The organism is Rhodococcus sp. AZ1, assembly GCF_054979605.1.
Genome location: NZ_JBUEQF010000004.1, coordinates 145,193 through 167,915, shown reverse-complemented (window position 1 = coordinate 167,915; position 22,723 = coordinate 145,193). Strand labels below are relative to the sequence as shown.

Annotated in this window: 21 protein-coding genes; 18 read left to right on the top strand and 3 right to left on the bottom strand. The window is 68.2% G+C overall.

Features of this window, described 5'->3' with window-relative positions:
• Positions 1–51: 51 nt before the first annotated feature.
• The 18 genes from fmt (at position 52) to ppc (ending at position 19,198) form a co-directional block, all read left to right on the top strand.
• Positions 52–975 (top strand): methionyl-tRNA formyltransferase, encoded by a 924-nt coding sequence (gene fmt, locus ACY48E_RS06845; RefSeq protein WP_462871387.1) that lies wholly within the window; start codon positions 52–54, stop codon positions 973–975.
• Complete coding sequence (locus ACY48E_RS06840) at positions 972–2,336, top strand: RsmB/NOP family class I SAM-dependent RNA methyltransferase (protein ID WP_462871386.1); 1,365 nt, start codon at positions 972–974, stop codon at positions 2,334–2,336. The genes fmt and ACY48E_RS06840 overlap by 4 nt, the downstream gene beginning before the upstream one ends.
• Before the next feature lie 10 nt (positions 2,337–2,346).
• Positions 2,347–3,033, top strand: coding sequence for an SGNH/GDSL hydrolase family protein (locus ACY48E_RS06835; protein ID WP_462871385.1), 687 nt, complete (start codon positions 2,347–2,349; stop codon positions 3,031–3,033).
• Between the two features lie 26 nt (positions 3,034–3,059).
• Positions 3,060–3,740 (top strand): ribulose-phosphate 3-epimerase, encoded by a 681-nt coding sequence (gene rpe, locus ACY48E_RS06830; protein WP_462871384.1) that lies wholly within the window; start codon positions 3,060–3,062, stop codon positions 3,738–3,740.
• 34 nt (positions 3,741–3,774) lie between these two features.
• On the top strand, positions 3,775–4,782 hold the full coding sequence (gene ribD / locus ACY48E_RS06825) for a bifunctional diaminohydroxyphosphoribosylaminopyrimidine deaminase/5-amino-6-(5-phosphoribosylamino)uracil reductase RibD (protein WP_462871530.1): 1,008 nt from the start codon (positions 3,775–3,777) through the stop codon (positions 4,780–4,782).
• 34 nt (positions 4,783–4,816) lie between these two features.
• Positions 4,817–5,410, top strand: coding sequence for a riboflavin synthase (locus ACY48E_RS06820; protein WP_462871383.1), 594 nt, complete (start codon positions 4,817–4,819; stop codon positions 5,408–5,410).
• A 93-nt stretch (positions 5,411–5,503) separates the two neighbouring features.
• Positions 5,504–6,811, top strand: a complete 1,308-nt coding sequence (locus ACY48E_RS06815) for a bifunctional 3,4-dihydroxy-2-butanone-4-phosphate synthase/GTP cyclohydrolase II (RefSeq protein ID WP_462871382.1) — start codon at positions 5,504–5,506, stop codon at positions 6,809–6,811.
• Positions 6,808–7,305: a 6,7-dimethyl-8-ribityllumazine synthase gene (gene ribH, locus ACY48E_RS06810; protein WP_462871381.1), complete on the top strand. Its 498-nt coding sequence runs from the start codon at positions 6,808–6,810 to the stop codon at positions 7,303–7,305. The genes ACY48E_RS06815 and ribH overlap by 4 nt, the downstream gene beginning before the upstream one ends.
• Positions 7,302–7,781, top strand: coding sequence for a PH domain-containing protein (locus ACY48E_RS06805; protein ID WP_462871380.1), 480 nt, complete (start codon positions 7,302–7,304; stop codon positions 7,779–7,781). The genes ribH and ACY48E_RS06805 overlap by 4 nt, the downstream gene beginning before the upstream one ends.
• 52 nt (positions 7,782–7,833) lie before the next feature.
• Positions 7,834–9,936: an excinuclease ABC subunit UvrC gene (gene uvrC / locus ACY48E_RS06800; protein ID WP_462871379.1), complete on the top strand. Its 2,103-nt coding sequence runs from the start codon at positions 7,834–7,836 to the stop codon at positions 9,934–9,936.
• A gap of 23 nt (positions 9,937–9,959) precedes the next feature.
• The gene (gene rapZ / locus ACY48E_RS06795; RefSeq protein ID WP_462871529.1) at positions 9,960–10,856 is read left to right on the top strand and encodes an RNase adapter RapZ; all 897 of its coding nucleotides are present in this window, start codon (positions 9,960–9,962) and stop codon (positions 10,854–10,856) included.
• A complete protein-coding gene (locus tag ACY48E_RS06790) occupies positions 10,853–11,902 on the top strand; it encodes a gluconeogenesis factor YvcK family protein (protein ID WP_462871378.1) in 1,050 nt (349 codons plus the stop codon). Before rapZ ends, ACY48E_RS06790 begins: the two co-directional genes overlap by 4 nt.
• Complete coding sequence (gene whiA, locus ACY48E_RS06785) at positions 11,899–12,876, top strand: DNA-binding protein WhiA (protein ID WP_462871528.1); 978 nt, start codon at positions 11,899–11,901, stop codon at positions 12,874–12,876. The genes ACY48E_RS06790 and whiA overlap by 4 nt, the downstream gene beginning before the upstream one ends.
• A gap of 193 nt (positions 12,877–13,069) precedes the next feature.
• Entirely contained in the window at positions 13,070–14,089 is a 1,020-nt protein-coding gene (gene gap, locus ACY48E_RS06780; RefSeq protein ID WP_462871377.1) for a type I glyceraldehyde-3-phosphate dehydrogenase, read from the top strand.
• 5 nt (positions 14,090–14,094) lie between these two features.
• Complete coding sequence (locus tag ACY48E_RS06775; RefSeq protein ID WP_462871376.1) at positions 14,095–15,306, top strand: phosphoglycerate kinase; 1,212 nt, start codon at positions 14,095–14,097, stop codon at positions 15,304–15,306.
• Positions 15,307–15,308: 2 nt separating this feature from the next.
• Positions 15,309–16,100: a triose-phosphate isomerase gene (gene tpiA, locus ACY48E_RS06770; protein ID WP_462871375.1), complete on the top strand. Its 792-nt coding sequence runs from the start codon at positions 15,309–15,311 to the stop codon at positions 16,098–16,100.
• A gap of 57 nt (positions 16,101–16,157) precedes the next feature.
• Positions 16,158–16,391, top strand: coding sequence for a preprotein translocase subunit SecG (gene secG / locus ACY48E_RS06765; protein WP_462871374.1), 234 nt, complete (start codon positions 16,158–16,160; stop codon positions 16,389–16,391).
• A 44-nt stretch (positions 16,392–16,435) separates the two neighbouring features.
• Positions 16,436–19,198, top strand: coding sequence for a phosphoenolpyruvate carboxylase (gene ppc / locus ACY48E_RS06760; RefSeq protein ID WP_462871373.1), 2,763 nt, complete (start codon positions 16,436–16,438; stop codon positions 19,196–19,198).
• A 333-nt stretch (positions 19,199–19,531) separates the two neighbouring features.
• Here ppc and pgl read toward each other — a convergent pair whose 3' ends face one another.
• Genes pgl through zwf form a run of 3 tightly spaced genes read right to left on the bottom strand, consistent with a single transcriptional unit; the run spans position 19,532 to position 22,720 of the window.
• Positions 19,532–20,263 carry a 6-phosphogluconolactonase gene (pgl, locus tag ACY48E_RS06755; protein ID WP_462871372.1) on the bottom strand — a complete coding sequence of 244 codons (732 nt, stop codon included), beginning with the start codon at positions 20,261–20,263 and terminating at the stop codon, positions 19,532–19,534.
• On the bottom strand, positions 20,256–21,164 hold the full coding sequence (gene opcA, locus ACY48E_RS06750; RefSeq protein ID WP_462871371.1) for a glucose-6-phosphate dehydrogenase assembly protein OpcA: 909 nt from the start codon (positions 21,162–21,164) through the stop codon (positions 20,256–20,258). Before opcA ends, pgl begins: the two co-directional genes overlap by 8 nt.
• Positions 21,161–22,720, bottom strand: coding sequence for a glucose-6-phosphate dehydrogenase (gene zwf / locus ACY48E_RS06745; protein WP_462871370.1), 1,560 nt, complete (start codon positions 22,718–22,720; stop codon positions 21,161–21,163). Before zwf ends, opcA begins: the two co-directional genes overlap by 4 nt.
• Between the last annotated feature and the right edge of the window lie 3 nt (positions 22,721–22,723).

Below are 22,723 nucleotides of genomic sequence, written 5' to 3'. Positions count from 1 at the left end.
CCGCCTCGGATGTGGCGGGTGTGCCGCACCTCGGATGTGAAGGAGTCACGGATGCGCATCGTGTTCGCGGGGACACCGGAACCGGCGGTTCCGTCGCTGTCGGCGCTCATCGAGTCACCGCGTCATGAGGTGGTCGCCGTTGTCACCCGACCCGACGCGGAGGCCGGCCGCGGCCGTCGCGTGCGCCGCTCACCCGTGGCAGAGCTTGCCGATCGCCACGAGATCCCGGTCCTGACACCGCAGCGGGCCGGTGATCCGGACTTCGTGGCGGCGCTGGCCGAGCTTCGCCCGGACTGCGCACCGGTGGTGGCCTACGGCGCTCTTCTGCCCCCTTCCGTTCTGGGCATCCCCGTCCACGGATGGGTCAATCTGCACTTCTCGCTGCTGCCGGCATGGCGGGGCGCAGCACCGGTGCAGGCCGCCATCGCCGCCGGTGACGAGATCACCGGCGCGAGCACCTTCCGGCTCGAGGAGGGTCTCGACACGGGACCGGTGTTCGGGGTGGTCACCGAGCGCATTCGACCGACCGACACGGCGTCGGAGTTGCTCGCACGCCTGGCGACCACGGGGGCAAGCCTGCTGGTCTCGACCCTCGACGGGATCGAGGACGGCATACTCTCCGCCGCCGAGCAGCCGCCCGACGGTGTCTCGTACGCGCCGAAGGTCACCACTGCATCGGCGCGAGTGGACTGGTCACTGCCGGCGACCGCGGTGGACCGTCGAATTCGCTCGGTGACCACCGTTCCCGGCGCCTGGACCGAGATCGCCGGCGTCCGCGTGAAGGTGGGACCGATCACCTCGAGCGACGAGCTTCTACCGGTCGGTGCGGTGCAGGTACGGCGGTCCGAAGTGCTGGTGGGTACGGCCACCACCGCCGTGCGGCTGGGCACCGTCCAACCACCCGGCAAGCGGGCCATGCCCGCCACCGATTGGGCCCGCGGGGCACGTCTGGCCGCATCGGTGGTGGCGCGATGAGTGGCACCCGTCGTCCGGCGCCGGTCGATCCTGCACGATCGGCAGCACTGGCGGTGCTCACCGCGGTCCGCGAGCGCGACGCGTACGCCAACCTGGTGCTTCCCGGTCTGCTGCGTGAGCGCGGACTCGACTCGCGTGAGAGCGCCCTGGCCACCGAACTCGCCTACGGGACGTCGCGGGCCCGCGGCGTTCTCGACCCGGTCATCGCCCACGCCGCGAAGCGCGGAGTCGACGAGATCGACGGACCACTTCTCGACGTTCTGCGTCTGGGTGCCTACCAGCTGTTGCGCACCCGTGTGGCACCGCATGCCGCCGTGGCCACGTCGGTGGATCTGGTGCGGGCCGGCCGCGGTCAGGGGCCTGCGGGTTTCGTCAACGCGGTGCTGCGACGGGTGTCCGAGCGCACTGCACAGGAGTGGGTGAACCTGTTGGCCCCGCCGGCGGACCGTGATCCCATCGGCAACCTCGCCTTCGCCACCGGGCACCCCCGGTGGATCGCGCAGGCGTTCGCCGATGCGCTCGGCGGCGCTGCCGCGGAGTTGTCGGATGCGCTGCACGCCGACGACGAGCGCCCGGTGACCCACCTTCTCGCGCGTCCGGGTGAGATCACGGCGGCCGAACTCGCAGCGGTCACGGGTGGCGAGGTGGGGCCGTACTCGCCGTACGCGGTGCGTCTCGACGGCGGCGATCCGGGTCGGCTCGACGCGGTCCGCGACGGCTCCGCCGTGGTGCAGGACGAGGGCAGCCAGCTCGTCGCCCGCTCGCTGGTCCTGGCCCCGCTCGACGGCCCGGACGGTGGGCGTTGGCTGGACCTGTGCGCCGGTCCCGGCGGGAAGGCAGTTCTGCTGGGATCACTGGCTGCGATGGACGGCGCGCACGTCGACGCTGTCGAACCGGCCGAGCACCGCGCCCAGCTCGTCCGGCGCGCCACTGCGGATCTGCCGGTGTCCGTGCACGTGGTGGACGGTCGCTCGAGCGGGCTCGTCCCGGGCTACGACAGGGTGCTGGTCGACGCGCCGTGCACCGGACTCGGTGCGCTTCGTCGTCGACCGGAGGCGCGGTGGCGTCGTCTGCCCGGTGATGTGGCGCAGTTGGTCGACCTGCAGCGTGAACTGCTCGCCGCGGCGGTGGCGCTGGTTCGGCCGGGTGGGGTGATCGTGTATTCGACGTGTTCGCCCCACCTGCCCGAGACGGTGTCCGTGGTCGCGGACAGCGCCCGCCGGTTCCACCTCGAGCAGCTCGACAGCTCCATGTGCGCTCCCGGCGTCGAGAACGCGAGCCTCGATCGCGCCGTCCAGCTGTGGCCGCACCGCCATGGCACCGATGCCATGTTCTTCGCTGCACTGCGCAAGCCCGTGTAGAACGGAGGTCATGAGGTCGGGTGGTCGCAGCACGGGCAGAGTGGCCGTTCTGTTCGCGACCGTCGTCGTCACAGCAGCTCTGTCCGTCGCCTCGGCGCACACTGCCGCGCCGGTGGTGGATCAGCGCACCGATTCCGCCGCCACCGTGCGCGTCGCGGTGATCGGTGACTCCTTCACCTCCGGTTCGCGCAACACTGTCGTCTGGCCCACCGTGTTGGCCGAGCGGCACCACTGGACGGTTGCGAACGCCGCGCGAATGGGAGCCGGGTACGTGGCCGGCTCGACGTTTCGCGGGACGTTCGCCGATCAGGTCGACGGCGCGGTCGCTGCCCGGCCCGACGTGATCCTGGTGGTCGGCAGTGAGAACGACGTCGACGAGAACCCGTCCGCCGTCCACGAGGCGGCCAAGGATCTCTACCGACTCCTCGCAGCGCAGTCCGGTGCGCGCGTGGTGGTCATCGGACCGATCTGGAGCGGCGGCGCCATCCCGGACGCGATGACCGCGGTCGACAGGGCGGTCCGGGATGCCGCGGTCGGTGTAGGTCTGCCCTACGTGGACGCGCTGCCGCTCGGATGGCTCGACGTACCGGGAATCCTGCAGGACGACGGCGATCACCCCACGGATACCGGCCAGCTGATGCTGGCCGACGACATCGAAGCGCAACTGCAGGTTGCGGGGGTCGAACTCGTTCGGTGACCACGCGCACCGTTAGGCTGCCGGTCGTGTCCAACCCGATGATCGCTCCGTCGATTCTGTCCGCCGACTTCGCCCGTCTAGCCGACGAGGCGGACGCCGTCCGAGGTGCCGACTGGTTGCACGTCGACGTGATGGATGCGCACTTCGTGCCCAACCTCACACTCGGTCTGCCGATCGTGAAGTCGTTGCTCGCGGCCACCGACATTCCTCTCGACTGCCACCTGATGATCGAGGACCCGGCGCGGTGGGCTCCGCCCTACGCCGAGGCGGGGGCGTACAACGTGACCTTCCACGCCGAGGCAACCGACGATCCGGTGTCGGTTGCGCGCGACATCCGCGCCGCGGGCGGCAGGGCGGGGCTCTCGATCAAGCCGAACACCCCGATCGAGCCCTACCTGGAAATCCTGCGGAGCTTCGACACGCTGCTGGTGATGAGCGTCGAACCGGGTTTCGGTGGGCAGAGCTTCATCGAGTCCGTACTGCCCAAGGCAGCGGCGGTCCGCGCGCTGGTCGATCGCGGCGAGCTCGATCTCGTGGTCGAGATCGACGGCGGCATCAACGAGGACACCATCGCCCGTGCTGCCGAGGCGGGGATCGATTGCTTCGTGGCCGGATCGGCGGTGTACAACACCGCCGATCCCGCCGCTGCGGTGCAGACCCTGCGCGCTGCTGCCGCTGCGGCTTCGGCACATCTGTCGATCGGCTGATCCGACCGTGACCGCCGCCGCGTACGGGGAGTGGATGCAGCGCGCGGTGTCCGAGTCGGAGAACGCCCGCGGCGTCAGTACGCCGAACCCGCCGGTCGGGGCAGTGATCGTCGCGCCCGACGGTGAGGTGGTCGGTGTCGGACACACCGGACCGGTCGGTGGTCCACACGCCGAGGTGGTGGCGTTGGCGGATGCGGGTGAGCGCGCACGTGGTGGCACCGCCGTGGTCACTCTCGAGCCGTGCAACCACACCGGACGCACACCGCCGTGCACGCAGGCACTGATCGAGGCGGGGATCGTCCGTGCGGTGTACGCCGTCGACGACCCGAACCCGATCGCGGCGGGCGGGTCCGCCGCCCTCGCCGCGGCAGGGATCGAGGTGATCGGCGGGGTCGGATCGGACCGGGTCGAGGCCGGTCCGCTGCGAGCCTGGCTGCACCGCACCCGCACCGGTCGAGCGCACGTCACCCTCAAGTACGCCGCGTCGCTCGACGGTCGTGTCGCCGCGGTGGACGGGAGCAGTCGATGGATCACCGGCGAGCGGTCCCGTCGGCACGTCCACCTCGAACGCAGCCGGGTCGACGCCATCGTGGTCGGCACCGGCACGGTCCTCGCCGACGATCCGCAGTTGACCGCACGCGAACCGGACGGCGGGCCCGCACACCGGCAACCCGTGCGGGTGGTGGTCGGACTGCGCGATATTCCCGCGTCCGCTCGAGTTCTCGATGATTCGGCAGAGACTCGTGTGCTTCGCACCCGGGATCCGCACGCCGTCGTCGCGGCACTGGCGGACCTCACCGACATTCAGCTCGAAGGTGGACCGCAGGTTGCCGGCGCCTTCCTCGGGGCCGGCCTCGTCGATCGGATCACCGCGTACCTCGCACCGGTCGTCCTCGGATCAGGGCTGTCCGCCATCGAGGGCGCCGGCGTCGGAACAATTTCCGATGCCCTACGGTTCCGCCGAGAGAGCATCCTCGAACTCGGGGATGACATCCTGCTCGGGTTGGTCCCCGATCGATCCCACAAACCCCAGAAGGCTTGAAACCCTGAAGCCCTGAAACCCAGCGGAGGCGCGCGTGTTCACCGGAATTGTCGAAGAGTTGGGCGAGGTGGTGGCCAAGGAGGACCTGCCCGATGCGGCTCGGTTCACCGTCCGCGGGCCTCTCGTCGTCTCGGATGCGGGTCACGGGGACTCCATCGCCGTCAACGGTGTGTGTCTGACCGTCGTCGAGGTGATCGGTGACGCCTTCACCGCGGACGTGATGCAGGAGACACTGACCCGCTCGTCGCTGCGCACACTGACGGTGGGGTCGCCGGTGAACCTCGAGCGGGCGGCCGCGCTCAACAGTCGCCTGGGCGGTCACCTGGTGCAGGGGCATGTCGACGGCACCGGTGAGATCGTCTCCCGCACGCCCTCGGACAACTGGACGGTCGTGCGGATCTCGTTGCCCGCCGCCCTGTCGCGCTACGTCGTGGAGAAGGGGTCGATCACGGTCGACGGTGTCTCACTGACGGTCTCGGCGCTGGCCGACGACTGGTTCGAGATCTCCCTCATCCCGACCACCCTGGCGCTGACCACCCTCGGGTCGGCGGAACCCGGGTCGCCGGTCAATCTGGAGGTGGACGTGATCGCGAAGTACGTGGAGAGACTGCACTCCGCGGGCCGCTGAGGGCGATCCGCTCGAGGACGTATCGTCGAACAGGAACGTATCGGTGCCGATCCGCCCGCAGGTGCTGGCGGCGAACTGTAGGGAGACCAGCGCGTGACCAGGATGGATTCCGTCGAGCGCGCCATCGCGGACATTGCTGCGGGCAAGGCCGTCGTGGTGGTCGACGACGACGACCGCGAGAACGAGGGTGATCTGATCTTCGCGGCCGAGAAGGCGACGCCCGAACTGGTCGCGTTCATGGTCCGGTACACCTCCGGGTATCTGTGCGTTCCACTGATCGGTGAGGACTGCGATCGCCTCGGTCTCCCGCCCATGTTCGCTGTGAATCAGGACGCACGCGGCACCGCGTACACCGTCACCGTCGATGCCCGGTCCAACGTGAGCACCGGCATATCCGCCTCCGACCGGGCCACCACCATGCGTCTGCTCGCCGACCCGAACAGTCGAGCCGACGATTTCAACCGTCCCGGACACGTCGTTCCCCTGCGCGCGAAGGAGGGCGGCGTGCTCCGCCGCCCCGGTCACACGGAGGCTGCCGTGGATCTCGCGGTCATGGCCGGGTTGCGCCCGGCGGGTGTGCTGTGCGAGATCGTGAGCCAGAAGGACGAGGGCGAGATGGCTCGCGCAGACGAGCTGCGGGTGTTCGCCGACGAGCACAACCTCGCGCTGATCTCGATCGCGGACATGATCGCGTGGCGCCGCAAGCACGAGAAGCACGTGGAGCGCGTCGCCGAAGCGCGGATCCCGACCGCGCACGGGGAGTTCCGGGCCGTCGGCTACCGATCGATCTACGACGGCATCGAGCACGTCGCCCTGGTGCGCGGAGACCTCAGCGCCCCCGACGCGTCCGATGTGCTCGTTCGCGTGCACTCGGAGTGCTTGACCGGGGACGTGTTCGGGTCGCTGCGTTGCGACTGCGGACCGCAGCTCGACGCTGCTCTCGAGATGGTCGCCGCCGAGGGGGTCGGCGTGGTTCTGTACATGCGTGGCCACGAGGGCCGCGGCATCGGGCTGATGCACAAGCTCCAGGCCTACCAGTTGCAGGACTCCGGTCGTGACACCGTCGACGCGAACCTCGCGCTCGGTCTGCCCGCGGACTCCCGCGACTACGGCATCGGTGCACAGATCCTCGTCGACCTCGGTGTGTCGTCGATGCGCCTGCTGAGCAACAACCCAGCCAAGCGCGTCGGACTCGACGGGTACGGGCTGCACATCACCGATCGGGTGCCCATGCCGCTGCGGGCCAACGCCGAGAACTTGCGGTACCTGCGAACCAAACGGGATCGGATGGGGCACGACATGGTCGGTCTCGACGACGTGGTGGGTCTCGACGGCGCGGTGGGTGTCGGCGGAGTCGATGCGTCCGCTGATCGGAGCGGAGTCGAGGAGGGCAGCCGGTGAGCGGCTCGGGGGAGCCGACCCTGCAACTGCTCGGCGCCGAAGATCTGAGCCTGGCCATCGTCGCGGGCCTCTGGCACACCACCATCAGCGACGCCCTGCTCGAGGGTGCGCGTCGATGCGCCCGTGCGGCCGGAGTACAGGACGTCACGGTTGTCCGGGTGGCCGGAGCGATCGAACTGCCCGTCGTCGCGCAGCAGTTGGCTCGAACGCACGACGCCGTGGTCGCGCTCGGAGTGGTGGTCCGTGGTGGCACACCGCACTTCGAGTACGTGTGTGACGCGGTCACCGCGGGTCTGACCCGCGTTTCTCTGGACGAGTCGACGCCGGTGACCAACGGGGTGCTGACCGTCGACACCGAGCAGCAGGCACTCGACCGTGCCGGACTGCCGGGCTCACAGGAGGACAAGGGCGCTCAGGCATGTGCCGCGGCCATGGACACTGCCCTGACGTTGCGACGATTGCGTGAGCCGTGGACCGAGGAGTCGTTCCGGTGACCGAGTCGACGACCACCCCCGAATGGGAACTCGAGGCCCGGCCTCGCAAGTCCGCGCGCTATGCGGTGGCGATCGCGGTACTGCTGGTGGCAGTGCACGTGGGCCTGGGTATCGCGTTGCGATCGAGTGCGACCGGGGTCTTCTTCCAACGCACCGATCAGGTTGCGATCGCCCTGATCGGCGTCGGCCTCGCGAGCGGGGTCCTGCTCTTGACCCGACCTCGCATCCGGGCCGGCAGCCGGGGTGTGGCAGTGCGAAACGCTCTGGGCGAGAAGATGATCGAGTGGGATCTCGTGCTGGGTCTGTCCTTCCCGCCCGGCGCCGCATGGGCACGGCTCGAGTTGCCGAACGACGAATACGTGCCGGTCATGGCAATCCAGTCGAACGATCGCGAGCATGCGGTCGCGGCGGCCCAGAAGTTCCGCCGCCTGGCCAGGACGTACTCCCCGAACCTGAACGACACCGGGGACCGCTGACCGACCGCCGTCCGCCCGGGGCGTGTCGGCCTGCGCGGCTAGTCTGGACGGCGTGCCCGATCCCGCGACGTACCGCCCGGCAGCGGGAACGATTCCCGTCGAGCCGGGTGTGTACAAGTTTCGTGACGCCCACCGGCGGGTCATCTACGTAGGCAAGGCCAAGAGCTTGCGCAGTCGCCTCAACTCGTACTTCGCCGACGTCGCGTCACTGCATCCGCGGACCCGTCAGATGGTCACCACTGCGGCGTCGGTCGAGTGGACGGTGGTCACCACCGAGGTCGAGGCCCTCCAACTCGAGTACAACTGGATCAAGGAGTTCGATCCGCGCTTCAATGTGCGCTACCGGGACGACAAGAGCTATCCGATGCTCGCGGTCACCCTCGACGACGAGTTCCCGCGACTGTTCGTCTACCGGGGGCCACGCCGCAAAGGCGTGCGCTACTTCGGCCCGTACGCGCACGCCTGGGCGATACGCGAGACGCTGGATCTGCTGCTTCGCGTGTTCCCGGCACGCACCTGTTCGGCCGGAGTGTTCAAGCGCCACAACCAGATCGACCGGCCGTGCCTGCTCGGGTACATCGACAAGTGCTCGGCCCCGTGCATCGGACGCGTCTCGCCGGCTCAGCACCGTGAGATCGTCGAGGATTTCTGTGACTTCCTCGCCGGGCGCACCGATCGAATGGTCCGCCAGCTCGAGACTCGGATGCAGCAGGCGTCCGAGGAACTCGACTTCGAACTCGCGGCACGGCTGCGCGACGATATCGGTGCGTTGCGGCGAGCTCTCGAGAAGCAGGCGGTGGTACTCGGCGACGGCACCGATGCCGATGTCGTGGCCTTCGCCGACGACGAGCTCGAAGCCGCGGTGCAGGTCTTCCATGTCCGCGGTGGGCGAGTGCGTGGCCAGCGAGGCTGGGTGGTGGAGAAGTCCGGCGACGCCGTTCATCGAGCGAGCACGTCGTCGGCCGAGGGTTCGGACCTTCCGATCCTTGTCGAGCAGTTCATCACGCAGTTCTACGGCGAGCAGATGGCGGCAGTGAGCGATCGCGCCGACGAGGTGGCGACGGCGGTGCCGCGTGAGGTCCTCGTTCCCGCCCTGCCCCCGGATCCGGAGGGCGTCCAGCGCTGGCTGTCCGGCCTGCGCGGGTCGGCCGTGCAGTTGCGCGTGCCGCAGCGCGGCGACAAGAAGGCGCTCGCCGAAACGGTGCACCGCAATGCCGCCGAGGCGTTGGCGCAGCACAAACTCAAGCGTGCAGGCGACTTCACGTCCCGGTCGGCGGCCCTGACCGGAATTCAGCAGGCACTCGATCTCGATACTGCGCCGCTGCGGATCGAGTGCATCGACATCTCACACGTTCAGGGCACCGATGTGGTGGCCTCGCTGGTGGTGTTCGAGGACGGACTTCCGCGCAAGAGCGACTATCGCCATTACGCCATCAAGGAGGCGGCCGGTGACGGCCGGTCCGACGACGTCGCGAGCATCGCCGAGGTGACCCGTCGGCGGTTCCTGCGGCACGGCAGAGACTCCGGCCCCGAGGACGGCCGCGACAGTGGGGGCGACCTCGCACCCGAGGCTGCGATCGACGAGAAGACCGGCAGACCCCGGAGATTCGCGTATCCGCCCAACCTGTTCGTGGTCGACGGTGGCGCCCCCCAGGTCGCCGCCGCAGCGGCAGTGCTGGACGAGTTGGGTGTGTCCGACGTTGCCGTGGTCGGTCTGGCCAAGCGGCTCGAGGAGGTATGGGTGCCCGGTGAGAGCGACCCGGTGATCCTGCCCCGCACCGGTGAATCGCTGTATCTGCTCCAGCGAATTCGGGACGAGGCACACCGGTTCGCCATCACCTTCCATCGCAGCAAGCGGTCCAAGCGGATGACGGCGTCGGCGCTCGATTCGGTGCGGGGGTTGGGGGAGAGTCGGCGCACGGCTCTGGTCCAGCGGTTCGGGTCCGTCGCCAACATCAAGAGGGCAACAATCGCCGAGATCACCACGGTTCCCGGCATCGGGGAGACCACTGCACGTGCGGTTCTGGAGGCACTGGGTGGCTCCGTCGAGGACCATGACACCGATCGGTCCGCGGAGCGGGTCGCCATGGGGGATGATGTGCACGGTCCGGGGTCGCCGGACGTCCCATCGCGAACAGGACAGTCGGCCGAGTGAACGAACCTGCACAGTCGTCCGCCGTGGACGAGCCGGCCGCCGAGCCGGGGGACATCGATGTAGCTGTGGTCACAGGCCTCTCGGGGGCCGGACTGGGGACGGCGGGCAAGGTCCTCGAGGACCTCGGTTGGTATGTGGCGGACAACATGCCCGCCGAGTTGATCACGCGCATGGTCGAGATCGGGCGGACCTCCACTCCGCGGATCGATCGCCTGGCTCTGGTCGTCGACATTCGCAGCCGACTCTTCAACGACGACGTCGAGGCCCTGCTGTCCGGGTTCGACGCGATCGGGGTCCGGCCGCGCGTGCTCTTCCTCGATGCGGCCGACGAGATCTTGGTTCGTCGATTCGAATCGGTGCGCCGAAGCCATCCCCTGCAGAATCGCGGGGTGGACGGGACCCTCGCCGAGGGCATCGCCGACGAGCGTCGACAGTTGGCGGGCGTGAAGGACCTCGCCGACCTCGTCATCGACACCAGTTCGCTCTCCGTGCACGGGCTTCGGTCCCGGATCGAGGCTGCCTTCGCCGACGAGCAGTCCCGGACCATCGCGGTGACGGTCCAGTCCTTCGGGTTCAAGTACGGGCTGCCTCTCGATGCCGACGGGGTCTGCGACATGCGATTCCTGCCCAACCCGCACTGGGTTCCCGAACTCCGCCAGTCGACCGGCCGGGACACGGCCGTGCGCGACTACGTCCTCGGGCAGCCGGGCGCGTCCGAGTACCTCGATCTGTACCAGCAACTGATCGAGCTCACACTGCGCGGATATCGGCGGGAGGGTAAGCGCTACATGACGGTCGCGGTCGGGTGCACAGGAGGCAAGCACCGCAGCGTCGCGGTGGCCGAGGCGCTGGGCGAGCGGCTCGGTGCCGCCGCAGATGTGACCGTCCGTGTGGTTCACCGCGATCTGGGGCGCGAATGACGTCCGCCGGACCAGCGGCGCGAGCGGATCGCCACACGAGGACGCCGTCGGTGGTTGCTCTCGGCGGCGGCCACGGCCTGTACGCCACTCTCAGCGCGGCCCGGCTGCTGACCTCGGACGTGACCGCCGTGGTCACGGTGGCCGACGACGGCGGCAGTTCGGGTCGACTCCGCGCCGAACTGGGTGTCATCCCACCGGGCGATCTACGGATGGCCCTCGCGGCGCTCGCCGGCGACGACGCGCACAGTCGACTGTGGGCATCGGTGATCCAGCATCGGTTCGGTGGATCCGGCGCGCTGGCCGGTCACTCGGTGGGGAACCTGATCCTGGCGGGTCTGGCCGAGGTGCTGGGCGATCCCATCGCCGCACTCGACGAACTGGCGCGAGTGCTGGACCTTCGCGGGCGGGTACTGCCGATGTGTCCGATCGCGCTCGAGATCGAGGCCGACGTGGCCGGTCTCGAGGACGATCCCCGGATGAGTCGGGTGATCCGCGGTCAGGTTGCGGTTGCCACCACACCGGGGAAGGTCCGTCGGGTCCGGCTCCTTCCGCCGGAACCGCCCGCATCCGCGGCCGCAGTGGATGCAATACTGCGCGCGGACATGGTTGTTCTCGGTCCCGGGTCCTGGTTTTCGAGCGTCCTGCCACACGTGTTGGTCCCGGATCTGCTGTCCGCGCTGGCCCGCACGTCCGCTCGTCGCGTGCTGATCCTCAACCTCGCACCGGAGTTGGGGGAAACCACCGGGTTCTCGGCCGAGCGTCACCTACACGTACTGTCTCAACACGCGCCCGGTCTGATGATCGATCACGTGGTGGTCGACTCTGCCGCACTGCGAGAGGGAAGCGAGCGCGATCATCTGGCGCGGGCGGCCGATCTGCTCGGTGCCACGGTGATCTATGCCGATGTTCGTGGGACCGATGTGCATGTCCATGATCCGGACAAGCTGCGATCGCTGCTCGAGACGTTGTGCTCGGCGCGTTCGGGCGCCGGGAGTCTCACGGACGCGACCGTGGGCGAGAGGAAGGAACGTTCGACGTGGCGATGACGGCCGACGTCAAGGACGAGTTGTCTCGCCTGACGGTCACCCAGGTCAGTTGCCGCAAGGCCGAGGTGGCAGCACTGCTTCGCTTCGCGGGCGGTCTGCACATCGTCGCCGGGCGCGTCGTGGTGGAGGCGGAGGTCGATCAGCTCTCGATCGCCCGCCGCCTGCGACGGGAGATCTTCGACCTGTTCGGCTACGCGGCCGACGTCCATCCCGTCGGCTCGCAGACCGCGCGCCGTAGCTCGCGCTACGTGCTGCGCGTCGCGAAGGACGGGGAGGCGCTGGCCCGCCAGACAGGCCTGCTCGACACACGCGGACGTCCGGTTCGTGGTCTGCCCGCCCAGGTGGTCGGTGGGTCCGTGGCAGACGCCGAGGCAGCATGGCGGGGGGCGTTCCTGGCTCACGGGTCGCTCACCGAACCGGGCCGATCCTCCGCACTCGAGATCAGCTGTCCGGGACCGGAGGCCGCTCTGGCCCTCGTCGGCGCGGCCCGACGGCTCGGCATCGCGGCGAAGGCCCGTGAGGTGCGCGGCGCCGATCGGGTCGTCATTCGCGACGGTGAGGCGATCGGGGCCTTGCTGACCAGGATGGGTGCCCAGGACACCAGGCTCACCTGGGAGGAACGACGGATGCGCCGCGAGGTTCGCGCCACCGCCAACCGTCTCGCCAACTTCGACGACGCGAACCTGCGCCGCTCGGCCCGCGCGGCCGTCGCCGCAGCGGCCCGGGTGGAGCGGGCCCTGGCCATCCTCGGCGACGAGGTCCCCGAACACCTGGCCGCGGCCGGGCATCTACGCGTCGAGCATCGTCAGGCCTCGCTCGAGGAGTTGGGCCAGCTCGCCGAACCGCCGATGACCAAGGACGCGGTCGCCGGTCGCATTCGTCGACTGCTGTCCATGGCGGACCGCAAGGCCCGTGAGACCGGTGTGCCGGACACCGAGTCCGCCGTGACAGCCGATCTGCTGGACGACGAGTGACCTCCTGTGTCGAACCGGCCTCGGCGGGTGTCGGCCCTGCGGGTGACAACTGCACGGAGATCGCTGTCCACCCACTAGGGTGGACTCGCGCACGCCACACCGGCGTGGGATAACCAGCACAGACAATGTTTCCGTACCGCGTGCACCTGAACTGCACCCGGTACGCGACCACCACTTCAAGGGAGTTTCTACAGTGACGGTTCGGGTAGGTGTGAACGGCTTCGGTCGCATCGGACGCAACTTCTTCAGGGCAGTCGACGCGCAGAAGGCGCTCGGCACCACGGACATCGAGATCGTCGCGGTCAACGACCTCACCGACAACGCCGCCCTCGCGCACCTGCTCAAGTACGACTCGATCCTCGGGCGGCTTCCCCACGATGTGTCGCTCGAGGGCGAGGACACCATCGTCGTCGGCGGGCAGAAGATCACTGCGCTGTCCCTGCGGGAGGGTCCGGCCGCGCTTCCCTGGGGCGATCTCGGTGTCGACGTGGTGGTCGAGTCGACCGGCATCTTCACCGACGCGGCCAAGGCCAAGGGCCACCTCGACGCCGGCGCCAAGAAGGTCATCATCTCCGCGCCCGCCAAGGGCGAGGACATCACCATCGTGATGGGCGTCAACGACGACAAGTACGACGGCAGTCAGAACATCATCTCCAACGCCTCGTGCACCACCAACTGCCTCGGCCCCATCGCCAAGGTGCTCGACGACGAGTTCGGCATCGTCAAGGGCCTGATGACCACCGTGCACGCGTACACCCAGGATCAGAACCTGCAGGACGGTCCGCACTCGGACCTGCGTCGTGCGCGCGCTGCAGCCCTGAACGTCGTCCCGACCGGCACCGGCGCGGCCAAGGCGATCGGCCTGGTGTTGCCGCAGCTGCTCGGCAAGCTGGACGGGTACGCGCTGCGCGTGCCGATCCCCACGGGCTCGGTCACCGACCTGACCGCCAACCTGCGGACAGCCGCCACCGTCGAGCAGGTCAATGCCGCCATGAAGGCCGCCGCCGAGGGTTCCCTGAAGGGCATCCTGAAGTACACCGAGGATCCCATCGTCTCCTCCGACATCGTCACCGACCCGCACTCGTCGATCTTCGATGCCGGGCTGACCAAGGTCATCGACGATCAGGTCAAGATCGTGTCCTGGTACGACAACGAATGGGGCTACTCGAATCGGCTGGTGGACCTCATCGGTCTCGTGGGCAAGTCCCTCTGACCCCGATGGCAGTGAAGACACTCCAGGACCTGCTCGCCGCCGGAGTCGAGGGCCGCGGTGTTCTCGTTCGATCGGACTTCAACGTTCCGCTCGAGAACGGCGTGATCACCGACCCGGGGCGGATCGTGGCGTCGGTGCCGACCATCAGTGCGCTCGTCGAGGCCGGTGCCAAGGTCATCATCACCGCGCATCTGGGTCGCCCCGACGGATCGGTGGACCCGGCCTATTCGCTCGCGCCCGTCGCGGCCAAGCTCGGTGAGTTGCTCGGGCGAAACGTTCAGCTCGCCACCGACGTGGTGGGCCAGGACGCGGAGGCGCGCGCCGAGGGTCTGACCGACGGCGACGTGCTCCTGCTCGAGAACATTCGGTTCGATCCGCGCGAGACCAGCAAGGACGACGCTCAGCGCGCGGCTCTTGCTCGTGAGCTGGTCACCCTGGCCGGTGACGACGCCGCGTTCGTCTCGGACGGATTCGGTGTGGTGCATCGCAAGCAGGCGTCGGTGTACGACGTGGCCGCGCTGCTCCCGCACTACGCGGGCACCCTCGTTGCCGCGGAGGTGGAGGTTCTGGCAACTCTCACCGAGACCGCTCAGCGGCCGTACGCCGTGGTGCTCGGCGGATCGAAGGTCTCCGACAAGATCGGTGTGATCGAGGCACTGGCACCGAAGGTCGACACCCTGGTCATCGGCGGCGGGATGGCGTACACGTTCCTCGCCGCTCAGGGTTACCCCGTCGGCAATTCGCTGCTGCAGCAGGACCAGATCGAGGTGACCAAGCGGCTGCTGCACGACTACGCGGACGTGATCCACCTGCCCGTCGACGTGGTGATCGCGGACTCGTTCTCACCCGACGCGGAGGACAAGGTGGTGCCGGCTTCGGAGATCCCGGACGGATGGATGGGGTTGGACATCGGCCCGGAGTCCGTCAAGCGGTTCGCCGCGGTTCTGGGCAATGCGAAGACCATCTTCTGGAACGGGCCCGCCGGGGTGTTCGAGTTCGAGAGGTTCGCTGCGGGTACCCGCGGCGTGGCAGAGGCCATCGTCGGGGCCACGACCAAGGGTGCGTTCAGCGTTGTCGGCGGCGGCGATTCGGCCGCGGCCGTGCGCGCGCTCGGTCTCCCAGACGACGGGTTCTCCCACATCTCCACCGGTGGCGGAGCCTCGCTGGAGTACCTCGAGGGCAAGGTTCTGCCCGGACTGACGGTTCTGGAGGACTGATCGTGACATCGACGCGGACCCCACTCATCGCGGGAAACTGGAAGATGAACCTCAATCACCTCGAGGCCATCGCTCTGGTTCAGCAGATCGCCTTCTCCCTGCCGGAGAAGTACTTCGCGAAGGTCGACGTGGCGGTGATCCCGCCGTTCACCGACATCCGCAGTGTGCAAACACTGGTCGAGGGGGACAAGCTGCTGCTCACCTACGGGGCGCAGGATCTGTCCGTTCACGACTCAGGCGCCTACACCGGAGAGATCTCCGGAGCGTTCCTGTCCAAGCTGGGGTGCACGTTCGTGGTGGTCGGGCACTCCGAGCGCCGCACCCTGCACGGTGAGGACAACGACACCGTGCTGGCCAAGACACGGGCGGCGCTCAGGCACGGACTGATCCCCATCGTCTGTATCGGTGAGGGTCTCGAGATCCGTGAGGCCGGCACCCATGTGGAGTACAACGTGGCGCAGCTGCGCGGCTCCCTGGCAGGGTTGTCCGCGGACGAGCTCTCACGTGTGGTGGTTGCCTACGAGCCGGTGTGGGCGATCGGCACGGGCCGGGTGGCCAGCGCGACGGATGCGCAGCAGGTGTGTAGGGCGTTGCGTGCCGATCTGGCCGAGACCGCATCGGCGGACGTGGCAGCCGCGGTACGCATCCTCTACGGCGGGTCCGTCAGTTCGAAGAACGTCGCGGAGATCGTCTCGCAGCCAGATGTGGACGGCGCGCTGGTCGGTGGGGCCTCGCTCAAGGCCGACGAGTTCGCCACGCTGTGCGCCCTGGCAGCAGGCGGACCACTTCCCTGATCGGCGTTGCGGTGCCCGGTCGTTCGGCCGGGCACCGTACCCGGGTACCATGTCGCCATGACATTGTTCCTGGACATCCTGCTCATCGTGACGTCCGTGGCGCTGCTGGTGTTCGTGCTGCTCCACCGCGGCAAGGGCGGCGGCCTGTCCAGCCTCTTCGGCGGCGGAGTCCAGTCCTCCCTGTCCGGATCGAGCGTCGTCGAGAAGAACCTCGACAGGGTGACGGTGTTCACCGGAATCATTTGGCTCATCGCCATTCTCGGTATCGGCCTGGAGATCAAGTACTCCTGAGCTTCACGCTGCGCCACGGTTGATCGCCCGCGATACTTGAGGGCATGACCGCCGTGGATCCTGGACTACCTGCAACCGAGCCACTGCGCGAGGACATTCGTCTCCTGGGTGGCATGCTCGGCGCGATCGTACGAGAGCACTCCGGCGAGGCCACGTTCGAGCTGGTCGAGCGGGCCCGGGTCGAGTCGTTCCGAGTTCGCCGCTCGGAGATCGACCGCGCCGAACTGTCGAAACTCTTCGCAGGCATCGACATTGCCGATGCCATTCCGGTGATCCGCGCATTCAGCCACTTCTCGCTGTTGGCCAACCTCGCCGAGGACATCCACCGCGAACGTCGGCGCGCGGTGCACGTGCGCGCGGGAGAGCCGCCCCAGGACAGCACGCTGGCCGCCACCTACGCCAAACTCGATGCCGCATCGATCGACTCGGCTACCGTGGCCGACCTTCTCCGCGACGCCCTCGTGGCCCCGGTGATCACTGCGCACCCGACGGAGACCCGTCGGCGCAGCGTGTTCGAGACTCAGCGGCGCATCACCGAACTGATGCGCTTCCGTGAGCGCACCGAACTCGACGACACCGAGATCGCCGACACCGACGCGCAGATTCGCCGGCAGATCCTCACCCTGTGGCAGACGGCGCTGATCCGGTTGTCCCGCTTGCGGATCCAGGACGAGATCGAGGTGGGGCTGCGGTACTACGACATGTCGCTCTTCGAGGTGATCCCGCGGATCAATGCGCAATTGCGCAGCGCACTGCGCGAGCGGTGGCCCGATGCGGGCTTGCTCCCGACTCCGATGTTGCGCCCGGGGTCGTGGATCGGTGGCGATCGCGACGGTAACCCCTTCGTCACCGCCGAGGTGGTGCACCAGGCCACCAACCGGGCAGCTCAGGTCGCCATCGGTCGGTACCTGGTCGAACTGGCCAATCTGGAGCAGGAGTTGTCGATGTCGGGACGCCTCGTGCCCGTCGACGACGCTCTCGCCGCCCTGGCGGATGCCTCGGGTGACGAGTCGGCCTTTCGGGCGGACGAGCCGTATCGCCGCGCGATCCGCGGGGTGCGCGCCCGCCTGACGGCGACAGCGCGGGCTGTCCTCGACGACGTTCCCGACGGGGGACTGGACGCGGGGTTGGCCCGCTACGACGATCCGAAGGAGATGCTCGACGATCTCGAGGTGATCGATGCGTCGCTGCGGGCGATCGGTAACGCGGAGATAGCCGACGATCGGCTGTTCGCCCTGCGCTCATCGGTCGAGACCTTCGGGTTCCATCTGTACTCGCTCGATCTGCGACAGAACTCCGAGGTGCACGAGCAGGTCATCGCCGAGCTGCTGAAATGGTCGGGCGTGCACCCCGACTACGCCTCGCTCGACGAAGCCGCGAGGGTGGCAATTCTGTCGGCCGAGCTCGAGACGCGTCGTCCGTTGATCTCCCCGCGCGCGAGCTTCAGTGAGCTCACCACCAAGGAACTGGCGATCGTCGCCGCGGCAGCCGACGCGGTGCGCACGTTCGGCGCCGATGCGGTCCCGAACTACATCATCAGCATGTGCACCTCGGTCAGCGACATGCTCGAGGCGGCGGTTCTGCTCAAAGAGGTGGGCATTCTCGATCCCGGATCAGGTGACGGTCCCACCTCACCGGTCGGAGTCGTCCCGCTGTTCGAGACCATCGACGATCTGAAGAACGGAGCCGCCACCATCGTCGCGACGTTGGCTGTGCCGGTCTATCGAGACCTGGTGCGCTCGCGCGGGATGAACCAGGAGGTGATGCTGGGTTATTCGGATTCGAACAAGGACGGCGGATATCTTGCCGCCAACTGGGCGCTCTATCGCGCCGAACTCGACCTCATCGAGGCCGCTCGCGACACGGGGATACGCCTGCGGCTCTTCCATGGTCGTGGCGGCACGGTCGGTCGGGGCGGTGGTCCCAGCTACGACGCGATCCTGGCCCAGCCGCGGGGTGCTGTGACCGGGTCCCTGCGCCTGACCGAGCAGGGCGAGGTCATCGCCGCGAAGTACGCCGAGCCGCGCCTGGCGCGCCGCAATCTCGAGACCCTGCTGGCAGCGACGCTCGAGAGCACGCTGCTCGATGTCGAAGGCCTCGGCGGCGCCGCCGAGCCCGCCTACGCCATCCTCGACGATCTTGCCTCGCGTGCTCGCGACGCGTACGGCGCGCTGGTCCACGACACTCCCGGTTTCGTGGATTACTTCAGACTGTCGACACCCGTGGCCGAGATCGGGGAGCTCAACATCGGCAGCCGCCCCGCCTCGCGCAAACCCACGAACTCGGTCTACGACCTGCGCGCCATTCCGTGGGTGATGTCCTGGAGTCAGTCGAGGGTGATGTTGCCAGGTTGGTACGGGGTCGGAACGGCGTTCGAGGACTGGATCGGTGAGGACGACCAGAAGCTCGAGGCACTGGGTCGGCTGTATCGGACGTGGCCGTTCTTCCGCACCGTCCTGTCGAACATGGCTCAGGTGATGGCGAAGTCGGATCTGGGGTTGGCTGCGCGGTACGCGGAACTGGTGCCCGACGAAGAGCTACGCCGCACGGTGTTCGGCATGATCTCCGACGAGCATGCGCGCACGGTCCGGATGTACCTGGCGGTGACCGGCCACGAGGGACTGCTCGACGACAACCCGGCGTTGGCCCGGTCGGTGTTCAACCGGTTCCCCTACCTCGAACCTCTCAACCACCTGCAGGTGGAGTTGCTCCGCCAACTCCGCGCCGGGGACGATCGCGAACAGGTCAAACGCGGGATCCTGCTCACGATGAACGGACTGGCGACTGCCCTGCGAAACAGCGGCTAGGGCCGGCGCCACGGGGGTCCCTGGCTCGGAGAACAGCACGGGCAGGACGTAGGGGAACCGTCAGGGCCCGGCATGCGTCCAATGCACTGAGGGGTTCTTCGGAACCAGGGAACCGGTAGCGGACTGATCGGAGTTGGCTGTGAAGCGTTGTGGCGCAGATGGTCTCGCGTGGCGCACGGGAGTTCCCCGCAGCCGACAGGGAGTGTCGGGCCGAGCGGGCTCCGGTCGTTGGCGCGGTTCGAGCACGGAGCGGGCGGCCACGGGCACGTGCGTCAGGCCGGCACACGATGCCGCAGAGGATCCGCGAGAAGGGTGAGGGCGCGGCTCACACACTCAGCGGGATAGGTGCGAGGCCGCGGCCTCGTCGAGGAACCACACCGTCTCGTCGGTACCCATTGCGCCCGCAGCCGGCACGTCCACGGCATCCGCGCCGCCGATGGCCGCCGCCACCGCCTCGGCCTTGTTCTCGCTGGCCACCAACAGCCAGACTCGGCGTGCCCGTCTAACCGCAGGCAGGGTCAATGTCACTCGCACAGGCGGCGGCTTCGGCGAGTCGGTCACCGCAACCACCAGACGGTCGGACTCGCGCACCGCATCGGTGTGGGGGAAGAGGGAGTTGATGTGCCCCTCGCCGCCCATCCCCAACAGGTGCACGTCGAGTGTTCGATCCGAATCCAGGTGTACGGCGAGTTCCTGCTCGTACTCCGCGGCTGCCGATGCCGGATCGTCGCCGAGCGGCCCGTCCGAGGGTGCCATGGGATGGATACGCCCGGGATCCACCGGAACGTGGTCGAGCAGAGCCGCTCGCGCCTGCACGTAGTTGCGCTCCCGATCGCCCTCGGGCAGAAAGCGCTCGTCACCGAAGAACAGATCCAGCGCAGTGAAATCGATTGCTCCGGGGTCTTCGCGAAGCGCGGCCAACACGGCGATGCCGGTGCCGCCGCCGGTGAGGACAACCGTGGCGACGCCTCGTTCGGCCTGAGCCTTCTCGATCACCGCTACCAGCCGCCGGGCTGCTACCCGTGCCAGTTCGACGGCATCCGACACCACCACCTGCTCAGACATAGATCACCTTCCCGATGCCGGCCAGCGCATCGCGATACACCTCGTCGTTGTCGAGCCGCCGGAGTTCCTCGGCCAGACAGTCACTGGTGTCGCGCCGCGCCAGTGACACCCTGGCGTCGGGCATGCCCGAGCGGGTGAGGGTGGCCGTCAGGCCACGCTGGGGACGGGCGATGCGAAAGTGCGCGTCGCTGAGTGTGACCTCGACGAACAGTTCGCCGGCGGCTCTGGAGACGGGTGCGTCGAGCCGGGCGGCGAGCCACCCGGCGAGAACGTCGAGCGCGGGTTCGTCCGCCAGGCCCGACACGGTCACCGACTGCACTGTGGCGCCGCGGTGCTGGTCGAGCTCGGAGGTGATCAGTCCGCGCCAGTAGGTCACCCGGCTCCACGCGAGGTCGGAATCGCCCTGGGTGAACGAGGCGAGGCGACCGGTGATCGCTGCTCGCGGGTCCGGTGAGTTCGTCGCATCGGTGATGCGGCGTAGAGCCAACCGGCCGACGGGATCCTGAGCCGGAACCGCCGGCGGTTCGTCCGGCCACCACGCCACGACGGGGGTGTCCGGGAGAAGGAAGGGCACCACGACACTGTCCTCGTGATCGGCGAGCTCACCGCGGAGCCGTAGCACCACCACTTCCGAGGCGCCGGCGTCGCCGCCCACCCGAATCTGAGCGTCGAGTCCGGTGGCGGCAGCGCGATCGCCCGGTTCGAGAACGATTACCCGGCACGGATGTTCACGGCTGGCGACGTTCGCGGCCTCGATCGCGTCCTCGAAGGTGTCCGGCGCTCGCACCAGCACCACCAGGTTCAGCACCCGGCCGAGGGTGACTGCGCCCCCGGACTCGCGGATCTCGACCAGGCGCTTGGACACCGCGCCGGTCGTGGTGTCCGGGAGATCGACGATCATGGCCTTCTCCATTCGCGTCCGGTGCGGCGCATCATCGCGTTCGCCGATTCCGGACCCCACGTGCCGGCCGGGTACGGATCGGCGACGCCTCCCTGCGACCAGTACTCGAGGATTGGATCGAGGATCTTCCAGGACAGCTCGACCTCCGCGTTGACCGGGAACAGCGACGGCTCGCCGAGAAGCACATCGAGGATCAGGCGTTCGTACGCTTCCGGAGAGGACTCGGTGAACGCCTGCCCGTAGCTGAAGTCCATGCTGACGTCGCGGACCTCCATGCCGGAGCCGGGCACCTTGGAGCCGAAGCGCATGGTCACGCCCTCGTCCGGTTGCACGCGGATCACCAGCGCGTTCTGGCCGAGTTCCTCGGTCATCGTTGCGTCGAAGGGCAGGTGCGGTGCGCGTTTGAACACGACGGCGATCTCGGTGACCCGGCGCCCCAGACACTTGCCGGTACGCAGGTAGAACGGCACCCCGCCCCAACGTCGGGTGTCCACCTCCAGCGTGATCGCTGCGTACGTCTCGGTGGTCGACTCGGGGTCGAAGCCCTCCTCGTCCTTCAGCCCGAGCACCTTCTGGCTGCCCTGCCAGCCCTCGACGTACTGGCCGCGGGCGGCGGTCTCGGCGTAGGGAACTGCGAGGCGGGTGGCCGAGAGCACCTTGATCTTCTCTGCCTGAAGTTCGGCCGGTCCGAAGCTGACCGGTTCCTCCATCGCGGTGATCGCGAGGAGCTGCAGGAGGTGATTCTGGATGACGTCGCGCGCGGCACCGATCCCGTCGTAGTAGCCGGCTCGGCCGCCGAGTCCGATGTCCTCGGCCATCGTGATCTGAACGTGGTCGACGTAGTGGGAGTTCCAGATCGGATCGAACAGCTGGTTCGCGAAGCGCAGCGCGAGAATGTTCTGCACCGTCTCCTTGCCGAGGTAGTGATCGATACGGAACACCTTGTCCTCGGGAAACACGCGATTGACGATGGTGTTGAGAGCCTTCGCGCTCTCCAGATCGTGACCGAACGGCTTCTCGATCACCACCCGACGCCACGGCTCGCTCGTATCGGCGGCACCTGTGCCGACGCCCGCGGCCAGGCCGGACTTCGAGAGTTGCTCGAGCACGACGGGAAAGGCCCCCGGGGGGATCGAGAGATAGAAGGCGTGGTTGCCGCCCGTCCCGCGCTCGGTGTCGAGGGTCTCGAGGGTCTGCACCAGCGTCTGAAAACTCGCGGAGTCGTCGAAGGTCCCCTGGACGAACCGAATGCCCTCGGACAACCGCGCCCAGACGCTCTCGCGGAACGGTGTACGCGCGTGCTCCCGGACCGAGTCGTGAACCACCCGGGCGAAGTCCTGATCCGCCCAGTCCCGACGGGCGAAGCCCACCAGCGCGAAGCCGGGCGGCAGGAGTCCGCGGTTGGCAAGATCGTAGACCGCGGGCATCAGCTTCTTGCGGGACAGATCGCCGGTGACACCGAAGATCACCATGCTGCACGGACCGGCGATGAGCGGCAGTCGCTTGTCGCGGGGGTCGCGCAGCGGGTTGATCCAGTCGGAGTCCGACGTCGGCATGGT

Bases quoted from the DNA above. Each gene is read 5' to 3' on its own strand.
- fmt (WP_462871387.1), top strand. From the start codon at position 52: ATGCGCATCGTGTTCGCGGGGACACCGGAACCGGCGGTTCCGTCGCTG.
- opcA (WP_462871371.1), bottom strand. From the start codon at position 21,164: ATGATCGTCGATCTCCCGGACACCACGACCGGCGCGGTGTCCAAGCGC.
- ACY48E_RS06835 (WP_462871385.1), top strand. From the start codon at position 2,347: ATGAGGTCGGGTGGTCGCAGCACGGGCAGAGTGGCCGTTCTGTTCGCG.
- ppc (WP_462871373.1), top strand. From the start codon at position 16,436: ATGACCGCCGTGGATCCTGGACTACCTGCAACCGAGCCACTGCGCGAG.
- whiA (WP_462871528.1), top strand. From the start codon at position 11,899: ATGACGGCCGACGTCAAGGACGAGTTGTCTCGCCTGACGGTCACCCAG.
- ribD (WP_462871530.1), top strand. From the start codon at position 3,775: ATGCAGCGCGCGGTGTCCGAGTCGGAGAACGCCCGCGGCGTCAGTACG.
- zwf (WP_462871370.1), bottom strand. From the start codon at position 22,720: ATGCCGACGTCGGACTCCGACTGGATCAACCCGCTGCGCGACCCCCGC.
- ACY48E_RS06840 (WP_462871386.1), top strand. From the start codon at position 972: ATGAGTGGCACCCGTCGTCCGGCGCCGGTCGATCCTGCACGATCGGCA.
- pgl (WP_462871372.1), bottom strand. From the start codon at position 20,263: ATGTCTGAGCAGGTGGTGGTGTCGGATGCCGTCGAACTGGCACGGGTA.
- ACY48E_RS06790 (WP_462871378.1), top strand. From the start codon at position 10,853: ATGACGTCCGCCGGACCAGCGGCGCGAGCGGATCGCCACACGAGGACG.
- secG (WP_462871374.1), top strand. From the start codon at position 16,158: ATGACATTGTTCCTGGACATCCTGCTCATCGTGACGTCCGTGGCGCTG.
- ACY48E_RS06775 (WP_462871376.1), top strand. From the start codon at position 14,095: ATGGCAGTGAAGACACTCCAGGACCTGCTCGCCGCCGGAGTCGAGGGC.